The sequence below is a fragment of the Listeria aquatica FSL S10-1188 genome (assembly GCF_000525795.1).
Taxonomy (GTDB): Bacteria; Bacillota; Bacilli; order Lactobacillales; family Listeriaceae; genus Listeria; species Listeria aquatica.
The window spans coordinates 1-19207 of record NZ_AOCG01000013.1; the positions used below are offsets into that span (position 1 = coordinate 1).

Annotated in this window: 18 protein-coding genes and 2 pseudogenes; 4 read left to right on the plus strand and 16 right to left on the minus strand. The window is 41.4% G+C overall.

All coding sequences use genetic code 11. The features are described from left to right. Positions 1-269: 269 nt before the first annotated feature. The 6 genes and pseudogenes from rsmI to holB all read right to left on the minus strand — a co-directional run bounded on the left by rsmI (position 270) and on the right by holB (position 4418). Positions 270-1148, minus strand: a complete 879-nt coding sequence (rsmI, locus tag MAQA_RS10510) for a 16S rRNA (cytidine(1402)-2'-O)-methyltransferase (protein WP_036073774.1) — start codon at positions 1146-1148, stop codon at positions 270-272. Positions 1149-1150: 2 nt separating this feature from the next. Next, complete coding sequence (locus MAQA_RS10515) at positions 1151-1414, minus strand: GIY-YIG nuclease family protein (protein ID WP_036073776.1); 264 nt, start codon at positions 1412-1414, stop codon at positions 1151-1153. Further along, positions 1398-2138: a tRNA1(Val) (adenine(37)-N6)-methyltransferase gene (locus tag MAQA_RS10520; RefSeq protein WP_036073778.1), complete on the minus strand. Its 741-nt coding sequence runs from the start codon at positions 2136-2138 to the stop codon at positions 1398-1400. Before MAQA_RS10520 ends, MAQA_RS10515 begins: the two co-directional genes overlap by 17 nt. 62 nt (positions 2139-2200) lie before the next feature. Next, on the minus strand, positions 2201-2539 hold the full coding sequence (locus MAQA_RS10525) for an initiation-control protein YabA (RefSeq protein ID WP_052008580.1): 339 nt from the start codon (positions 2537-2539) through the stop codon (positions 2201-2203). A gap of 47 nt (positions 2540-2586) precedes the next feature. Continuing rightward, positions 2587-3420, minus strand: coding sequence for a PSP1 domain-containing protein (locus tag MAQA_RS10530; RefSeq protein ID WP_036073783.1), 834 nt, complete (start codon positions 3418-3420; stop codon positions 2587-2589). Then, a pseudogene (gene holB / locus MAQA_RS10535) lies at positions 3413-4418 on the minus strand (DNA polymerase III subunit delta'). Before holB ends, MAQA_RS10530 begins: the two are co-directional and overlap by 8 nt. Positions 4419-4617: 199 nt before the next feature. Here holB and MAQA_RS10540 point away from each other — a divergent pair. Continuing rightward, entirely contained in the window at positions 4618-5448 is an 831-nt protein-coding gene (locus MAQA_RS10540) for an STAS domain-containing protein (RefSeq protein ID WP_036073785.1), read from the plus strand. A gap of 42 nt (positions 5449-5490) precedes the next feature. Here the strand turns inward: MAQA_RS10540 and MAQA_RS10545 are convergent, their stop codons facing one another. Continuing rightward, positions 5491-6000: a DinB family protein gene (locus MAQA_RS10545; protein ID WP_036073787.1), complete on the minus strand. Its 510-nt coding sequence runs from the start codon at positions 5998-6000 to the stop codon at positions 5491-5493. A 199-nt stretch (positions 6001-6199) separates the two neighbouring features. Continuing rightward, positions 6200-7153 (minus strand): alpha/beta hydrolase, encoded by a 954-nt coding sequence (locus tag MAQA_RS10550; RefSeq protein WP_036073789.1) that lies wholly within the window; start codon positions 7151-7153, stop codon positions 6200-6202. A gap of 130 nt (positions 7154-7283) precedes the next feature. Between MAQA_RS10550 and MAQA_RS10555 the strand changes: the two genes are divergently transcribed. Next, positions 7284-7721 (plus strand): MarR family winged helix-turn-helix transcriptional regulator, encoded by a 438-nt coding sequence (locus MAQA_RS10555; protein ID WP_036073792.1) that lies wholly within the window; start codon positions 7284-7286, stop codon positions 7719-7721. 476 nt (positions 7722-8197) lie between these two features. Here MAQA_RS10555 and MAQA_RS10560 read toward each other — a convergent pair whose 3' ends face one another. The 4 genes and pseudogenes from MAQA_RS10560 to MAQA_RS10575 form a co-directional block, all read right to left on the minus strand. Next, positions 8198-8470, minus strand: coding sequence for a hypothetical protein (locus MAQA_RS10560; RefSeq protein ID WP_036073794.1), 273 nt, complete (start codon positions 8468-8470; stop codon positions 8198-8200). Positions 8471-8639: 169 nt separating this feature from the next. Further along, positions 8640-9446, minus strand: a complete 807-nt coding sequence (locus MAQA_RS10565) for a Cof-type HAD-IIB family hydrolase (RefSeq protein ID WP_036073797.1) — start codon at positions 9444-9446, stop codon at positions 8640-8642. Further along, positions 9439-11819: pseudogene (locus tag MAQA_RS10570) on the minus strand (helicase C-terminal domain-containing protein). Before MAQA_RS10570 ends, MAQA_RS10565 begins: the two are co-directional and overlap by 8 nt. A gap of 118 nt (positions 11820-11937) precedes the next feature. Then, complete coding sequence (locus MAQA_RS10575) at positions 11938-12585, minus strand: uracil-DNA glycosylase (protein WP_036073800.1); 648 nt, start codon at positions 12583-12585, stop codon at positions 11938-11940. Between the two features lie 172 nt (positions 12586-12757). On the opposite strand from MAQA_RS10575, the gene MAQA_RS10580 reads away from it, so the two are divergent. Further along, entirely contained in the window at positions 12758-13267 is a 510-nt protein-coding gene (locus MAQA_RS10580) for a DUF2165 family protein (protein WP_036073803.1), read from the plus strand. A 343-nt stretch (positions 13268-13610) separates the two neighbouring features. Then, positions 13611-15119 carry an IMP dehydrogenase gene (locus tag MAQA_RS10585; RefSeq protein WP_036073804.1) on the plus strand — a complete coding sequence of 503 codons (1509 nt, stop codon included), beginning with the start codon at positions 13611-13613 and terminating at the stop codon, positions 15117-15119. A 38-nt stretch (positions 15120-15157) separates the two neighbouring features. Here the strand turns inward: MAQA_RS10585 and MAQA_RS10590 are convergent, their stop codons facing one another. From MAQA_RS10590 to MAQA_RS10605, 4 genes are read right to left on the minus strand one after another with little or no spacing between them, the layout of a single operon-like run. After that, the gene (locus MAQA_RS10590; RefSeq protein ID WP_036073806.1) at positions 15158-15829 is read right to left on the minus strand and encodes a WxL domain-containing protein; all 672 of its coding nucleotides are present in this window, start codon (positions 15827-15829) and stop codon (positions 15158-15160) included. A gap of 25 nt (positions 15830-15854) precedes the next feature. Continuing rightward, positions 15855-16499 carry a hypothetical protein gene (locus MAQA_RS10595; RefSeq protein WP_036073808.1) on the minus strand — a complete coding sequence of 215 codons (645 nt, stop codon included), beginning with the start codon at positions 16497-16499 and terminating at the stop codon, positions 15855-15857. Beyond that, on the minus strand, positions 16496-18181 hold the full coding sequence (locus tag MAQA_RS10600) for an L-type lectin-domain containing protein (protein WP_036073810.1): 1686 nt from the start codon (positions 18179-18181) through the stop codon (positions 16496-16498). The genes MAQA_RS10595 and MAQA_RS10600 overlap by 4 nt, the downstream gene beginning before the upstream one ends. Beyond that, complete coding sequence (locus tag MAQA_RS10605) at positions 18165-19190, minus strand: DUF916 domain-containing protein (protein WP_036073811.1); 1026 nt, start codon at positions 19188-19190, stop codon at positions 18165-18167. Before MAQA_RS10605 ends, MAQA_RS10600 begins: the two co-directional genes overlap by 17 nt. Positions 19191-19207 lie beyond the last annotated feature (17 nt).

The following is a 19207-nucleotide window of genomic DNA, read 5'->3' on the forward strand; positions in this document are numbered from 1 at the left end:
TAGAAATCCAGCGAATAGCTTTTCGGAATCTTCTTTTCCAAGCGTCAGCCTTCGAATAAGCATTCAACTCTTCTTCGCTCAGTTTGTTCCAGCTAATCGTTGTTCCTTTATCATATTGATCTAATCTGGTTAAATATTTTTTTAATATACTTCTTCTTATTCATCTAATCCCTCCTTTTCTAGTATAATAGTCTTCGTATGTATTTTTTCGTTACCTTGTATCATTTTCCGCAAAAAAAGCTGACCATTATCTGGTCAGCTTTGGTTTTTTATTCAATTTCATGGTAAGCCGCGTAAACTTCACGTTTTGGCAGATTGCGTTCCTTGGCCACTTGTTTGATTGCATCTTTCGAACTGATGCCATTACGCGTAATCAACTTTTCCACATGTTCTCGGGCAGAAAGTTCTTGCCACCAAGCCGCTTCTTCATCGACTTCTTCCACACCGCTTCCCGCAACAACAAGACAAAATTCGCCGCGAACATTCTCTTCCTTGCTCCACGCCAGCGCTTCTTCCACTGTCCCGCGCAAATACTCCTCATAAACCTTCGTAAGCTCGCGACAAAGCGTAATCCCGCGTTCTGGACCTACTGCCTTCAAAATCGCCTTGAGCGTTTCCTTCAGCCTGTGCGGTGATTCATACAAAACCCAAGTTTCTTTGCGCTTTCCAAGCTTTGCAAGAGTTTCGTCACGTTCCTTAGAACTGCGAGGTAAAAACCCATGGAAATAAAACGGTTGGGGAAGCTGACCTGATGCGATCAGGGCTGTAAGAGCCGCATTTGCCCCTGGCAACGCCACAACGGGTACCCTTTCTTGCAAGGCTTTTGCGACAAGTTCGTAACCGGGGTCCGAGATGGCTGGCATGCCTGCATCGCTCACAAGCGCAATCGTTTCTCCATTTTGCAGTTGTTCGACAAGCTCGTTTTCGCGTTCTCGCTCGCTATACTGGTGGTAACTCACCATCTTCGTATGAATTTCAAAGTGGTTGAGCAGCTTGATCGTATTTCGCGTATCTTCTGCGGCGATCAAATCCACTTCCTTGAGCATTCTGACAGCGCGAAACGTCATATCTTCCAGGTTACCAATCGGAGTTGGCACCAAATAAAGCGTCCCTGCATCTTGATTTTGGAAACTCTTTTGACTTTGCATCTTCACTCCGCCTTCCCTTTCAGATAACTTTCTTTCGCCCTGCGTGACAAGCTTTTAAATGCCGCTTCCGCCTTCATTGCTTCACTTCTCGTTTCAAACTTCTCAAAGTGAATCACATGAACCGGCCGGCGTGTCTTCGTATATTTGCAGCGGATCCCCGCATTGTGCTCCTCTTCGCGCCGTGATACATCCGTCGTATAACCCCCATAAAATGTGCCATCCGCGCACTTTAGCACATAGAAAAAATGTTCATTCGACTTTGCCATATAAAATCTCCTTCACCTCTGCTGTATACTCGCCGTCTTCTTGATGAACCACAATCGGCGGCAAATAGCGAACGCCAGGCCTGGCATCTTTTGTTCCCTCAACGAGCACCATATTGGCATCACGCCCTTCTAGTGGGTGCACGAACTGAATTCGCTTGGGTTCTAATCGGTACTTCTGCATCAACTGCGTTAATTCAAGCAAGCGTTCCGGCCTGTGAACAAAACTTGCTTTCCCACCCTGCTTAAGGAGCTCTGAACTGACCCGAACAGCATCTTCAAGCGTACACATCACTTCATGGCGCGCAATCCGAAAGTGCTCATTCTCATTAAATTTGCTCGTTTCAAGGCTCGCAAAATAAGGTGGATTACAAGTAACTAGCGAATGCTTCTCTTTTTGAAGCGCTGGCGCTGTATTCCGAATATCCGCTTCAAGTACCGTGATCTGGTCTTCTAATTTATTGTAGGCTACACTTCGTCGTGCCATATCTGCAAGTCGCGGCTGGATTTCAACCGCCGTAATCGGGGCTTCTGTATGTTTACTTAACAAAAGCGGAATAATCCCGTTTCCGCTACAAAGGTCAACAATACTCCCTTTGCGCACAGGTAGATAAGTAAAATGTGCCAATAAAACAGCATCTAGCGAAAACGAAAACACTGTTGGACTTTGAATGATCCGCATGTTTTCTGCCAGTAGATAATCCAGTCTTTCGTCACCCTTTAACATCTTTCTCTCACCTTTAAAAAAGCGCCTCTCTCCTTGAGCAAAACTTGAGAGAGGCGTTCTGTTTATTTTTTATTTAACAAAGATAAGCAAAACAAACAATCTTCATCATTTGTCCGCGGACTGCCAAAGTGAATATTGCAAACATGAAAACCTTCTTGGTAGAGCTTGACTAAATTATCGTGTCCTTCGCCCCGCTCAATCATTTGCTGCATGGCTTCCTTGCGTTCTTCTGCCATGACACCTTCGCTCTCGCCTTCCGTTCCCGCAACACTTTCCTCACCTAAACGCCGTCTTAAATAGTCATTTTCAATTTGCAAGCGGCTATTTTCTTCAAGCATACTCCCTAAATTGGTCTTTAATTCGCCAAGCTGCTGGTAAAGTTCTCCAATTTGTTCCTCCATATTGCTTACTGAATCAAACAATGCTTTTTTTATCCACTTTCTTCACCTCAAGACTTTACCTTCTCAGCTAGAAATTCATTATATGGACGCAATTCATCTAATTCGTATTCGAGTGCAAGTTCTTCATCTGGAAGACGCACTTGTAAAACACGCTTCAGCAAATTGATTCCTGTCACTTTTCCTTCTTCTCCGTCTGGTGTCATCACTTTTGTGCCAACATCTGGCATTTCACGTTTCGCCGCTTCGTATTCATCATTTTCATATTTCAAGCAGCACATCAGCCGCCCACAAAGTCCAGAAATCTTCGTTGGATTGAGCGACAAGTTTTGATCCTTCGCCATCTTAATCGAAACCGGCTCAAAATCTCCAAGAAACGTTGAACAGCAAAGCATCCGTCCGCAAGGTCCAATTCCGCCAAGCAGCTTCGCTTCATCACGCACACCAATTTGCCGAAGTTCAATTCGTGTCCGAAAAACGGACGCAAGATCCTTTACAAGCTCACGAAAATCGACACGACCTTCTGCTGTAAAGTAGAAAATAATTTTATTGCGGTCAAATGTATAATCGACATCCACCAAGTTCATCTCGATTTCATGTTCCCGAATTTTTTCGTCACAAAGCAAAAACGCTTTTTCGCAAGAAATATTGTTTTCCTTGACCGATTGATAATCCTCTTTTGTCGCGATACGAATAACATTTTTGAGTGGTAACACAACATCTTCTTCGTCTACCATACGCGGTTCGATAACCGCTCTTCCAAATTCAATTCCTTGTGCGTTTTCAACGATCACCCCTTGATCTTGTTCGATCTCTAGATCGCCAGGCGAAAAATAATATATTTTACCAGCATCCTTAAAACGGACGCCTACGACTTTAAGCAAATAAATGACCCCCTTTAAGCTTTAATACCAGCTCTTCCATCAAAAGCTGTTGATTCATATTGGAATCGAGTTTTCTCTTGGCTTCTAAAACTGTTTCCATATCTTGCGTGATCGCTTGAAGCGAAAATCGAAGCGCATCGCGCCGTAAAAGTTCGGCTTGTCCTGCTGAAATCGGCTCATAACTTTCCCCGAGCATCAAATGAAAGACATCCCGGTAAAGCAGTAACAGCAAATCAAGGCCTACAGCAAGAGCTACCTTATCTTTAAAAAAGCGGCATCCACGTTTCTTGTATAAAAATCAGTGGTTCCGGCCCGTCGTGGTGTAATCCTTCATATAATTTCACAGACGCATTTCGCGCTTCTTGAAAAAATTCATCTTCATTAAGCCGTTTTGCTTCCTGAATACTTCCTGTTAAGCTCGCAAAAATACGTGCTTTTTGCTGACTGATGCCAACTTGCTCTAACTTTTTCACGAGCTGCTCGAAAGGAAGTTCCCGAAAAGCAACCGGTTGAAGCCTTGAAGCAATCGTTGGCAAAATTTTCGCTGGATTAGTCGTTAAAAAAAGTAAGAGCGTTCCAGCATCCGGCTCTTCTATGAATTTGAGCAGACTGTTAGCCGATTGAACGGTCATTTTATCTGCTTCATCTATAATCAAAACTTTTTGATTGGATTCCATACCTTGCTTCATGAGTTCCGAACGTATTTCACGAACTTGATCAATCTTAATGCTCGCACCATCCGGCTTAAGCCAGTGAACGTCGGGGTGGTTGTCATTTGCAATTCGCGTGCAGTTTACACAATGTGAACAAACTTGAACTTCATCCGTTTGTTCTAAACAAAATAAACTTTGTGCAAGCCAAAGCGCCAAACGCTTTTTCCCAACGCCATTTGGGCCATGGAAAAGATAACCATGCGATAAGCGATTTTCGCGCTTACTGCGTTTGAACAGATTCATAACAACGGGTTGCAGTTCCTCTAATTCAGCTTGTAGTCCCACAAAAAACTTCCTTTCCCATTCATTCTTTCCTATTATAACACGACTTATAAATCTCGTCGGTATTTTTAGCAAAAAAACAAAATTGTTACTTTCTTGTCTTTTTTACGCTTAAAACGTAGACAGTTGCTCCATTTCAGCATAAAATGGTGAGGAGCGTAGTGGAAAAGCGAGAACAGAACAAGAAAGGTAGGGGCGTAAAATGAAAGAAATGCAAAAATATATTAGTCAACATTTATTAGAAAATATGGATGATATCATTGAAAAATGGCTAGATTCCATCTACTCTATGAAAACTCCGTATACTAGCCCAGTCTACGAGCCACTTTATAAGGCAGAATTACAAGCTGATAGCAAACAAACCGTGTGCCTAGTCACCTATTTTTTCTCGGATGACCAAGAAAAATTCAATACTGCTTTACACAACTGGCTAGAACATATGTATCAGCGTCGTATAAAAAATGATGTCCCATTGCCTGAAGTCATTATGACACTTGACAAATTGAGACAGCAGGTACTAAATGCTATCGCTGATTTAGCCATTAAACAAGCTGAGATCACAAAGGAAAATTTTGCCAAAACTATTCGTCAAGCTAATCGCGCTTTTGATAAAATCATCGGTGACTTCACGACGATGTATTATACACAAATCGTCGAGTACATTGAAAGCCAGCGTTCATTCATTGATGAAATCAGCGCACCTGTTATCTCCATCACGGATAACATTGCTATTTTACCTGTTGTGGGACGAGTAGATAGAGAGCGTGCTCAACATTTGATGGAAAGTGCGATCAAGCGTTGCAATGAACTTTCGATCGACAGCCTCTGCTTAGATCTTTCAGCGAGTACCACTTTTGATACCGCACTTGCTGAAATGCTCTTCCAATTAAGCAGCGTGACTAAGTTGTCTGGAATCGAACTGGTACTTTCTGGAATCAAGCCGAAGATGGCGCAAGAAATGATTCGCGTCAATATGGATGTCGATATTCCTGCCTATCACTCCTTAAAAGAATTTTTAAAAAATCAATTGTAAAAAAGCTCAACCACATAGGGTTGAGCTTTTTACTAATATCCATTATTTCCCGATCACTAATCTTCTTGTATAAACCGCTTGTCCAGAGTGCATCACTGCATCATCAATCGCCGAAACTAGACGAGCCTGACGTGTCACAGCAGGTGTCCAACTTCTATCAATAATTTCTTCAAGTGAAGATTCTTCTACATTTTCCAAGTATCCTTTTACAAATTGCACACTTGCTTCCAGATAATCAATCAACAAATTTTTATCCGAAACGACCACTTTAGCCGCTTCCTCCGGCGTATGTTGCCAGTCTTGCGTATCATCTGGTAAATCTAAAGAAAATTTATCCGTCCACCCTGCGCTCAGCCATAAGGGTTCCTGGTTTGCAAGAGCAGAAACTTGATAATCGAGCTCACGTGCTGTATGCCAAATCAACCAGGTGACCGATTTAATGAGTGGCTTTGGCATCGTGTTTGCTTCATCTATATTCATTTGTTCTAAAGTATCCAAAAAACGTTCTTGCGCCCGGTCTAAAGTTTCAATAGATAGTTGAGTGATTTTCATAATTGTTCTCCTCCTAGTTTGTTTTCTTTTACAATCTTTTACCACTCTTTATTCTTCCCTCTATTCTAAGAATGAATCATGATTTTCTAAACCCTAATCCGTTTTTTTTACGCTATTTTTCCCATTTAAAAAAACGCTTATCTCTACATCTTTATTTAGAGATAAGCGTTTTTTTGAGTTCTAAGTTACAGCTAAATGATTACAAATTATTTTTTCGATTAACCCACTCAGTCGATAAAGTCATTGCCGCGCGTGCAGCTTTTGTTTGATCTAACGAATTGACCATCACAAAATCGTGAATCATTCCTTGGAATCTTGTTTGAGTCACTTCTACACCCGCATCTCGCAATTTCCGAGCATATGCTTCCCCTTCATCACGTAAAACATCGGCTTCTCCATTTAAAATCATTGCAGCTGGTAAATCTTTCAATTCATCAATAGTAGCTCTTAGTGGAGAAGCTGTAATTTGTGCGCGTTCTTCCTCATTCGTTGTATACTGATTCCAAAACCATTGCATACCTTCTTTAGTGAGGAAATAATTTTCCGCAAATTCATTATACGATTCCGTATCAAAGTTAGCATCCGTTACCGGGTAGTAAAGTAGTTGTTGTTTAATAGGTAACCCCGCACGTTGTTTTGTCATAATAGTCATTACAGTAGCCATATTTCCTCCAACAGAATCTCCAGCAACTGTTAGACGACTAACATCCATTTTCTTAGATTCCGCAATGGCAGATAGTTGTTGTAAAATCGCATAATTTTGTTCAATCGCTGTTGGATATTTTGCTTCTGGAGACAAAGTATATTCTGGAAAAACAACAACGGAATTTGTTCTAACAGCAAGTTCTCGAACTAGCTTATCATGTGTTTTTGCACTACCAAATACCCAGCCAGCGCCGTGTATGTAAAATATAACTGGTAGTACCGCATAATTTCCAGCAGGACGAATGAATCGAACATTAATCGAACCATATTCCCCAGTGTCCATTAACTGATCTTCAATATCCACATTGTACTTATTTACCGGCGATTCTTGTACTTGTTCAAGCAATGCTCTTCCATCTTTTGGGTCTAATTCATAAATACGTGGATGAGGCGCATTTGCCTCACTGAATTCAATTGCCTCTTTTTCTAATGAAATTCTCTTTGTCATAATTAACCACTCCTTTAAATTTATAAACTTATTTTAATCGCACACGATTAAATCGTCAAGGATTTAAACTTGTGTGATTATTTTTTTTGTTCTACACTATAGAAAAATGCTAGAAATGGAGCCATATCTTATGAATTCTAAAAAGAAATTACCGCCTTTAAGCGACCATCTTTGTTTCTCACTTTACGCTACATCACGCGCTATTCAGCGTCTTTATCATCCTACTTTAGAAAAAAACGGCCTAACTTATCCTCAATATTTAATCCTTGTAACACTGTATGATTTGAAAACCGTCTCACTGAAAGAATTAGGAGAAAAATTGGACTTATCCAGCAATACTTTAACTCCTCTTTTAAAAAGAATGGAACAACATGGTTTGGTCGAACGTTTGCGGAGCAAGGAAGACGAGCGTGTTGTTAGGATTACTATTACAGACCTAGGTAAATCCAAGCGGGAAGAATCTTATAATCTCCCTGATATTCTTTTGAATCGCTCTAGTTTAACTCCTGAGGAAATGAATGAACTCATTCGACTGATCGGCCGTTTATATGAAGATACTCGAAAATGATTTATCTGTAGACTCATATATCCTTGTATTCATGTCATATTTAACCGTGAAGAAACAAGTTACAAACTATACCAACAAATATGAATCTTGGAGAGAACTCAAAAAAGAACAGAATTGCTATAGATTCCATTTTATATGTGGATTCACTAAGCGGTTTCTGTTCTTTTAATTTGATCAATTATTCTTATTCCAACTTTTCCCATATCCATAGAAAGCAAAACATTCTTTTAGCCATAAAAATCACAAAAAAGTTCAATCAAAACTTCCAGTTTCTCACTAAGTGCTTGTAATACCATTGTTTCGCTCATCTGTATTCCAGATTATAAGATCTATCTCTATGTACTAGCTTCCTAAAAGAAACAAGAAGTAAAAATCCTATTTTTTGTTTTTACAAGCAGTGTGCTTACGAAGAGTGTGGCGTAAGATAGCGAGTATTGCATTGAGGTTTTTTACTTGATAAATCACGAATTGAATTTCTACAGACTTTTTTTTCGCTGTATTTCTTGATGCTCTCTTCGCTCATAACGATGATACGAATGCTTACGATTCCGAAAAAGTTCTAAGGCTCTCCTTGTTAAAATAACAGAGTAAGGGACTCCTGCTCCATTGTAAACAACCGTTAAAAATCCGTGTCGATTCAAGCGTTTCAAATTATGGTAGTGCGCTTTTAGATAGCCTCGATCTTTTTCTACGTGACTTTCATAAAGATAAATCAATGTCTGATAATCTATTTCCTGTAATCTTTTCACCTTTCCATCTCCTGTGTATTTTTTCACGAAAAATTATACGCTTTTTATAAAAAAATATAATTTATTACATATATAGGTCATAATTTACAGAAAAAAGAAAGTTAATACAAAAAAAAGTCCAGAACTCTAAATTCCAGACCAAAAACTTTATCATTTATTAACTCTGCCCTTAAAAACCCCAAGTTCGAAGCGCATGTGCCACACCGTCTTCATTATTGGTTTTCGTAATGTAACGCGCCAAGCTTTTTATTTTCTCTGTCGCATTTCCCATCGCAACTGGCACTCCTGCAAATTCGAACATTGACACATCGTTTTCGGCATCGCCAAGACACATCACTTCGCTTGGCAAAATCTCCCATTTTTCACTAAGAGCTTGTAACGCCGCTCCTTTACTTACATTTTTATGCAGAAATTCCAAATTATAGGGCACACTGCGGACAATATAATAACGCTCCTTGAGCTCACCCGTAAGCGCCACCATCACTTCTTCAATTTTTTCCGGCTCATCAAGTAGCATCACTTTTGGAATTCGAATCGCCTCACTCGCTTCGCTTACGAGTTGCGAATAAAGCGGCATATTCAAAAGTAAAGAGTCACGCGCCGTCAATATTGAAATTTCGCGGTGTGGTACATACATTTTTTCCGCATCAAAATACGTCACATGGGCCGAATGCGCATCGCAAAACTCAAAAATTTCTTCTAACTCTGTTTTGTTAAGCGCTTGATCTGCCACAACTCGCTTCGTTTTCGTTTCAAGCGTCATCGCACCATTCATCGTGACCGCTACATCTCCTTCACGAAGCAAACCAAGTTCCGCAAGACTTTGGTGAATCCCGTCAAGCGGTCGCCCCGTGCAAAGCACAATCTTGATATCTCGTTTTTTTGCTTCTCCAATCGCCCGCTTTACTTCCTCCGTGATCTCATGCTGGTCGTTCAAAAGCGTTCCGTCAATATCAATTGCCACTAGTCTAATCATTCTTCTCCGCCTGCTCCTCTCCAGAAAAACCGTCCCCTAAAGTGTACGCGAAGTTCCAAAAGCGTGCAAGTTCCCGTTCTAAAACCTTTGGGCTAGAAACGGACTTCCAGTTTTGCCAGTGCCTCGGAAATTCGCTTACGTAGCGCGGCTCATTAAACCGCTGATCAATTAAAAGCACGATGCCGCGATCTTGTTCGCCTCGAATCACTCGCCCCGCCGCTTGAAGCACCTTGTTCATCCCAGGAATCTGATAAGCATAACGATACCCAGATGCCATCTCGCGTTCATCAAAATAAGCCTTCACAAGGTCAAGCGCTCGGTTTGGCTGCGCCAAACCGACACTCACAATGGCCGCCCCGATCAGCCTTGTGCCCTTTAAATCCACACCTTCCGAAAAAACACCGCCTAAAATGGCAAATCCTGCTACAGCGTGCCCTTCCTGAAAAGCCTCCACAAATTCTGTTCGCGCTTCTTCTGGCATGTTAGGCTCCTGGATACGTGTTTCCACATCTGGATGGGCATCCGAAAAGCGTCTGTAAACCTCATCCATGTAGGCATACGACGGGAAGAAAAATAAATAGTTGCCACGCTTAGCTTCAACCATCTTAAAAAGCGTTTCAGCAATTGAAGCGTAGCTTGATGCCCGTCCTTTAAAGCGGGTATCGATATAGGATAGCGTTAAAACTTGTAAGTGTTCCATCCGAAATGGCGAAGGGAAGCTCAATCGACTCGTATCCGTTTTTCCGCCAAGTAATTTTGTATAGTAGTCGAGCGGGGAAAAAAGTAGCCGAAAATAGGATGCTTCCCGTTCCAAGTTCCATTCGTTCCGCGAGCAACTTCGACGGATCCAAGCAAAGCTGTTTGATTTGGGTATCTTTTTTTGCTTCCACGAGTGTTTGATAGTGTTCATCGTAAAATTCAGCAATCTTGCCGTAAGACCGTGCTTCAAAAAACAATTCCAACACTGCTTGATGCGTATCAGTTGAGATTTCTTTTCCAAGCCATTCTTGCGCGACTTCCTGAAATGCATAAACTTTTTCATTAAATGATTTGAGCGCCTCTTTTTGCACCCATTCCCCTGTCTCTGATGTTACTTCTTTACTGATTTCTAGCATTTTTTTTATTCAGCTGATCAAGCGCCCGGTGAAGTTTTTTATCCTGTTTAGGGACTTTCCGCAACACATCCAAAACTTGCCGTTTAGAAAGCGCCGCCGAGTACATTTCTTTTGCTCGGTCAACGAGATTATGCGCTTCATCGATCAAAAACGTATAACGACCATTCGTATCTGCAAAAAAGCGTCGCAAATAAACGGTTGGATCGAAAACATAGTTGTAATCACAAATAATTAAATCTGAAAAAAGCGCAGCATCAAGCGATAATTCAAACGGACAAACTGTGTGCTTCCGCGCATACACTTCAATGACTTCTCTTGAAAGCGTATCTTCATGTTTTAACAAGTCAAATAAAGCTAAATTGATACGATCAAAATAGCCGCGCGCAAATTCGCAATCCTCAGGGTTACAGCGGCGTTCTGTTAAAAAGCAAATTTTATCTTTCGCCGTAATCGTCGTGCTTTTAAGACGCATTTTTTGTCGTTTCAATTCCTGCACGGCATCTTCTGCCACTTGACGGGTTGCCGTTTTGGCAGTCAAATAGAAGATTTTCTCAGTCTTCTCTTCACCAATCGCTTTAATGGCTGGAAAAAGTGTCGAGATAGTCTTTCCAATGCCTGTTGGTGCTTCACAAAAAAGTTTTTCTTCCGCAGCAATCGTTCTGTAAACTGCAATCGAAAGTTCGCGTTGCCCTTTGCGATAATCTGGATAGGGAAACTCAATGTGCTTAATCGTTTCCTTGCGCTCTTCCCGAAAATCATGCATCAATTTGGCAAATTCAGCAAATTCCTCAATTAGCTCCTTGAAAAATTGCTCCATTTCAGCAAGTGTCATCGTACGTTCAAATCGTGAAATAGCCTCTTCTTCAAGATGAAAATAAGTCAGCCGCAAGCGAATACTTTCTTTTTTTTCTTGGACTGCATAAAAATAGCCATATAAAATCACTTGCGCCCAGTGAACCTCGCCTCCTTCACCTTCAAAATCTATCGTCGCCACATGGGTTGTTTTGATTTCATCAATCAGTTCGCCGTCCACAATCCCGTCAGCACGACCATGGATGCAAAACTGGATCCCTTTTTCTTCACATTCAAAGGCAAGTGGAACTTCACTTTCATAGCCCTCACCCGCTTCTTTTTGAAGTTTTTTGTGGATTTTCGTTCCTAAAACCGCCCGGTCTGGCTCACTCATCCGACTATCAATGCTGCCAGATTTTTTCACAAACTCCACTAAATGCCGCACCGAAATTCGCACCTCTGCCACATTAACCACTCGTTCCGTTTTCTACAAGTTTATCACAAGAACATTCGTTCGTAAACTAGAAACGGGGAGTTTGGCTAGCCCACCTTAAGCGGCTTGACCGAACTCCCCGTTTCTTGCCTTACCAATTTATTTTCTCTTCTCCTAACTCCTCAAGCATGGCATTAATCTGGCTGAATGGCTTGCTGCCAAAAAAGCCACGATTCGCCGAAAGTGGGCTTGGATGGACGCCCATCAAAATTTTGTGCTGCGAGTTCGTTACAAGCGCAGCCTTTTTTTTCGCGTCATTTCCCCAAAACACAAAAATGACAGGTTGCGCTCGGTCGTTTAAACTGCTAATGATTTGATCGGTGAAGGTTTCCCAGCCTTTCTTGCGATGTGATCCTGCTTTTTTAACGCCATCAACGGTCAAAACGGTATTAAGTAACAAAACGCCTTGCTCTGCCCAATCCGTTAAATCGCGTTTCGTACGCTTAATGCCGAGGTCACTTTCAAGTTCTTTGAACATATTTCGAAGAGATGGCGGAAATTTGGCTTTGTCTGAGGCTACCGAAAAGCTCAAACCGTGTGCCTGTGATTCGCCGTGGTACGGGTCTTGCCCGAGCAAAACTACCTTTACGTCCTCATAAGGCGTTAGCTCAAGAGCCCTGTAAATATCCTCTTTCGCAGGATAAACCGTTTCTGTTTGATAAGCTTGCTCTACAAATGCCATTAGTTCCTGAAAATAAGGTTTTTGTTTTTCTGTATTTATCAGTTCTTGCCAGTTCATCACTCTTGCCTCCTCGTCTTTTCTAGTATAGCGAATCAAAAAGCTCACGCCAAATAAAAACAGATATTCACACATTGGACATTGTTTTCTTTGATAATCGTTACTTAGTTCCGGTTTAGTTAGGCGAATTTGTTCTAATCTCAAGTAGGTAGTCAATAAAGGAGGAAATATCATGCAATCATTAAACTGGCAAAGAATTATGCAAATCATCGTTGTCTTTCTATTTGGTTTTTTTGCGACATTTGTCTTTTTGGGGAATCTGATGGACTTCAATTCCAATTATGAATTTGTCCGCCACGTTCTTTCAATGGATACAACGTTCAAGGGGAACGATTTAATGTGGCGCTCAATCAATAATCACACAATCTGGCTCATCGCTTACTGGGGGATTATCATCGCAGAAGGTGTTGTCGCTTTCCTTGGTTGGTTCACAGCCATCAATCTCTTGCGGGCTTACAAAAAACCAGCAGCTGTATTCAAATCCCGAAAATGGTCTGGCTACTTGATGTTCATCCTCATTTTCCTAATCTGGTATGTTGGTTTTGTCGTAATCGGCTCCGAATGGTTCGCCATGTGGCAATCCGAGTCGTGGAATGGTAAAGAAACCGCAATGGGAATCACACAAGTCGCACTCGGAATGCTGATCGTGTTTATGTTTCCGGAAAAGGATTCCGCCGAATAAAAATCAAAAATAGAAACCGCAATGACTCGCCTAAATAAAAGGCAAATCATTGCGGTTTTTGTTTTTTTAGACTTTCTCCCACCTGAAGCAATCGTGTTTTTCGTAATAATGATATAGTCTTTTCCGGGAACCAAAATGAGCATGATAACTAAAAGTAAAAAACCATAATAATCGATCATTTGCACCCCCACTTTCTTGGTTGGTGTTTTCCTAGTAACATAATGATTTTACGGATTTAAATGCTTTTTTGTTTTCTTCTCTGAAAATCAAGCGAAGGCATTGACATTATGCCCGGTTACTGGAATAATGAAAGTATTTAAAACTTAAAAAGGAGTGTTTTGCTTTGGCATTTTATTTTAGTGAACCGTCTCGTACGTTTAGTGAATTTTTACTCGTTCCTGGGTATTCCTCTTCCGAATGTATTCCAACAAAGGTGGATCTTAAGACACCGATTGTAAAGTTTAAAAGAGGTGAAGAACCTGAGCTTACGATGAATATCCCGTTAGTCTCTGCAATCATGCAAGCTGTTTCGGGCGATGAGATGGGAATTGCACTTGCTAAAGAAGGCGGCGTTTCGTTCATTTATGGCTCGCAATCCATTGAAAGCGAAGCAAAAATGGTTGCACGTGTTAAAAATCATAAAGCTGGTTTTGTTGCGAGCGACTCCAATATCCGTCCTGATCAAACACTGCAAGATGTTCTTGACTTGAAAGAAAAGACAGGACACTCCACAATGGCTGTAACAGAAGACGGCAGCCCCAACGGAAAATTGCTCGGCGTTGTCACAAGCCGTGATTACCGCGTAACGCGCATGAGTCCAGACGAATTAGTTCGTGACTTCATGACACCGTTTGAAAAACTAATCACCGCACAAGCAACAACAACGCTAAAAGAAGCCAACAATATCATCTGGGACAACAAACTGAACGCACTCCCACTAGTAGATGAAAATGATCATTTAGCTTATTTCGTTTTCCGCAAAGACTACGATTCCAATAAAGAAAACCAGCTTGAACTGCTCGATAAAAACAAAAGTTACGTTGTTGGCGCAGGAATCAACACACGTGACTATGAGGAACGTGTGCCCGCACTCGTTGAAGCAGGTGCTGATATTCTTTGCATCGACTCGTCAGAAGGATTCACTGAGTGGCAAAAGCGCACGCTAGACTGGATTCGCGGCAAATACGGCGATACAGTAAAAGTTGGTGCAGGAAATGTTGTAGATCGTGATGGTTTCCGCTTCCTCGCTGAAGCAGGTGCCGATTTCGTAAAAGTTGGTGTTGGCGGCGGTTCAATCTGTATCACGCGTGAACAAAAAGGAATTGGACGTGGACAAGCAACTGCTGTCATTGATGTTGCTAAAGCGCGCGATGAGTACTTTGAAGAAACCGGTATCTACATTCCGATTTGTTCCGATGGCGGGATTGTTTATGATTACCACATGACGCTCGCACTTGCAATGGGTGCAGATTTCATCATGCTAGGACGTTACTTCTCAAGATTTGATGAAAGCCCAACAAACAAAGTCAACTTAAACGGCACGTACATGAAAGAATATTGGGGTGAAGGCGCTAATCGCGCACGCAACTGGCAACGTTATGACATGGGCGGCGATAAGAAGCTTTCATTTGAAGAAGGCGTGGATTCTTACGTTCCTTATGCCGGTTCGCTAAAAGACAATGTGGCCATCAGCTTAAATAAAGTTCGTTCCACAATGTGTAACTGCGGCGCGCTCACGATTCCTGAATTACAACAAAAAGCGAAAATCACACTCGTTTCGGCGACTTCAATCGTTGAAGGTGGCGCTCACGATGTTGTTGTAAAAGACGCTTCAAACCAAACTATGAATTAAACGCAAAAGAAGGCGAATCAACTGATTCGCCTTCTTTTTTATTCTGGCGCGTTAGCAAGCGACCAAGTGAGTGTACTTGTATAAGAACCTACTTTATTTCCTGCAGGAATCGTTAAGGAAACTGAGTTAGCTCCTTCACTCGTTTTAAATTTCCCCTTCCATGTCCCCATTCCTTCATCTACGCCCGACCGTAATAAGGTCTTAGCTGATGTATCACTCACACCGTAAGTTTGAGCAGAAGGGGTTGGCGCAGCTGATGTATTTGTTTCATCCGCTGCTTCTGGGGTGATTTGTCCGATGCTTAAAACAGTGCCCGATAGTTGTTTCGTTTCATCTTCATTATTTTTAAAAGGTGTCGCGCTAAGTTTAAGCGTCCAACCTGCACCGCTTCCTCGATTGTCCGTCACTTGAACAAGTGGATTAGAATTTAAATCTGGTAAAGTAAGGGTTGAACCAGAAATTTCAACTTCTCCAAACAGAAAATTAGGTACATAGTCGATACTTAGCGGCCCTGCATTACCTGTTTCTGTCCCGTCTTCCGGCTTTACTGTTTCTTCCGGATCTAACGGAGTTACTCCCCCTGTTGGGCTAATAAGTTTTACTGTTCCAGAAGTTGTTGCTCCCTCTACATCTTCCGCAAAGACCTGGACGCCTCCGCTTGTTAGTACCACACATCCTACTAAACTAGCTATCAATAATTCTTTTTTCAAATTCTTTCTCTCCTTTTTACTCGTTTTAAGGCGCTTCAATCAGCTGCCACTCAATTGTTGCTTGATATGTTTCAGCATGTAGCCAAGGAGCAAGTTCTAAATAAAATCCTGCCTCTCCTGCTTGATTTACCTGCGTTATTTCCTGCGAATCAGTCTGCAACAACTCTATCCCCACTTCATCAATCACACTTTGTTCATGAGCCCCATTCTGATATATAAAAGCATCACTAGGAAGCTTGTGTCCTGCGGCGCTATTAAATCCGGCCTTTGTTCCATCCGCCGAATCAATCAACCGGGCACGAAGCGCAATATTAGATTTTTGAATTCGCTTATCTTCAATTTGAATCGGACTAAGGGCTGTCTTTACTTTCATTTTTTTCTCAGGAAGAGCAGTTTCTAACGTAAAATCTTGTGGAGCCGCACTAAACGAAACTTTACCATCCACTAAAAAAGTAAGATGAGCTTTTTGAGACGTAATACCCTCGCTATCTATCGCATAAAGTACAACGTCGTGTTCACCAATCGCGAGTTCATTTGTACTTAAGCTCCATTCGAAATTTTGCGATGAACCCGGCGCTGAATTTTCTTTAGTACCAAGCTCAACAGGCTCGCCACCATCTAATTGATAGAAAAACTGTACATGATTGCTATCTTCATCCCGCCAAGTCACTTGGAAGTTTGCATCACCTCCTTTAAAAATCGTTTCTGCTTCATTGACAAGCGAAAAATTTTCGATAACGGGAACGTTTTTTTTTTGGTGAGGACAGACTGAATGGTTGCACTTTGGCTGACGAGATTCGTCGCTGTCACTTTAAACTCATGCTCGCCACTTGCTAGCGCTGCAATTTGCTCAGCTGAAAGCTCTAGGCTCCACGCCCCGCTCCCTGTCGAGCTGTCTACTTTTTCTTGATGAATTTGTTCCCCATCCAAGTAGTATTCCAAGTTTAAGCTTCCCTTGTTAAGATCCTCAAAGCTTCCCGAAATAGCTTTTGCTTTGTCCGTATCTAGCACTTGCCAGTCTTGATCCTCAGAAAAAGCAAGTTTCGGCGCGACATTTGTTACTGGAATCATTGTAAATTCTGGGGCAGAAACAAGTGCGTTTTCACCATTATATTGTGAAGTTAACGTAACCGGATCACCTGAGATATCAGACGTGAAATGCCCCTTATAAGAAATCACCATCTTGGAAGGTAAATCACCTCCAAGTCCTAAAGTCGGGCCAGTTGTCCCCTCTACCGGAAAGTTTAAAATGCCATCTACAAGTATTGAATCATCAAGCGAATAACTTTGAGCTTGTCCACCTATAAATGCAGTGGCAGTAATACTACCCGGTTCTAGTACAAAATTAGGATCCCCTGTGAAAATCGCCTTTACTTTTTCCCAGTTCTGCTTTCCACCGAGATATTCCACCGAATAGTCGAAACGTAAAGTTTCATTTGTATGGACCTCATCCCCATCCAAAACTTCTTGGGTACGCGATTCGTTATAAACTTCAATCTTCGGATCTACTTCGACTAAATTGGGGACCTCTTGAAAAACAACTTTCTGTGGTGCCGCATAGGTACCCGTTGAACCTGTAAATCCCCAGTATACTTGCGTATTTGTTGCTAACACACGATTATACAACTCTTCATAAGGTACGTTGACAACAGTTGAGTTATCGATAACATATTGAAATTGCTTGCTCTCTACATCCCAATCCACATCTAACCGAATCCATTTATCGTCTGTTAAAAGATAACTAAGCGGATCATGATGAGCAATCGCGCGCTGAGTGTTGAACCAAGCCCACCAGCTTGTATATTCTGTTAAGTCACCTGGCCAAGTATAAGCAATATGTTGTCCCTTATTTGTGGTCGGCAAATTTTGATCAAACCAGCCATCGTTATCAGTTATATTGCTAAATAAATCAAATTCAATCGCCAAACTATTTAAAATCCCAACAGAATTCTCATTGCGTTGCTCTCCTAAATAACCAATAGATGAAGCATTTGATGTAAACCAGGTCGGCGAATCTGTTACAGCTTGAAAAACGAGTGCCATCCCATCTCCAACATTCGCGACATTTTCGCCAAAATATAGATAGGTGGACAAATGAAAACTTTTGGTAAAATCCAACAAATTGTTATTCGTGCTCCAAATAGAACCGATGGAATTACTAGTATTCGGCGTGATAGTTACAATTCCGTTTTCATCAACAGAAGAAGTCGAACCTTCTTTTATTTCAAAGATTCCATCCATTTTCTTAATGTGCGCAGGTGGTTCAGCCGCTGCTTGCACTTTAATTCCAGATGCAGTCACACTCCCTAAAACAAAGCCTAAACAAGCCAACCATTTAACTGCCTTCTTCATTTTTCCTTCTCCTTTTCAGTAAGACAAAGATAAGGATGGCAAGAAGCAAGAGAACCGCAATACCAATAATCAAGACATTCAGAAAATTACTCTCGTGTTTTTCTTCATCTGTTTGCACCTGCTTAATTTGATCGCCTGAGATCGTGAAATCCTTTTTCAAATGCCAGACTTCATTTTCGCCTTTGACGGTCAAAGCATAGCTGTATTTTCCGCTTGGAAAGTCATCTAGACTAACCTTTTCAATTAATTGATAAACGGAATCTGGCGCCATTGAAAATGTCCGCTTCTTGATTTCTTGAATTTTCTTGCCCGAGTGATTTCGGATCTCTCCTTGCAATTCATATTGCGAGAGTATCCGCGAAGCCTCATTCGTTAGTCCAACACTTATAGCGGGGAGATCGTTCCATTTTGTTAATTTCGGCGTTTTTAAAGCGAATTGTTGCTCTTCTTCTTCTTCGTCCACACGCACTTTACAGCCAATAACATAGGCATATTGATTTTTTATCGAAACGCCTTCTTTTTTATCATCCACTTGCTTCGCTTGATTTTTTTCATGAATATAAAACCCACCAAGTAACACGCCACTAAATGCTTTTTTAGGAACTTTTAGCGTAAATGAAACAGTCCGTGTTTCATTTGGCTTAAGCGTTACTTGCTCCTCACCTTCCAGCAATTCTTCTATTGAATAAGGTAAACTTGTGGCAAGCGAACTCTTATCGTCTCCACTGTAATCAATGTCCCCACCTGTCCCAGTCCGAGCAGTATGCGGCTTAATTTCAAGCGTTAGCTCCTCACTTCTAGCATTATGCACCCGAAGTTGCAAGGTTTGCCATTCCCCCGGTTTCACCAAAAGATCAAAGTAAGTTTTCGCTTGATCTATTTGGTTATCTGGAATGATAGCTTCAACGTAATAGGCCATATCGGAACTTGTATTTTTCGCTAACGTTTGTGCTGGATATATTAAACAGAATGCTATTAAACAAACTACGATATAAAATATTTTTTTCATTCGATTCTTTATCCCCT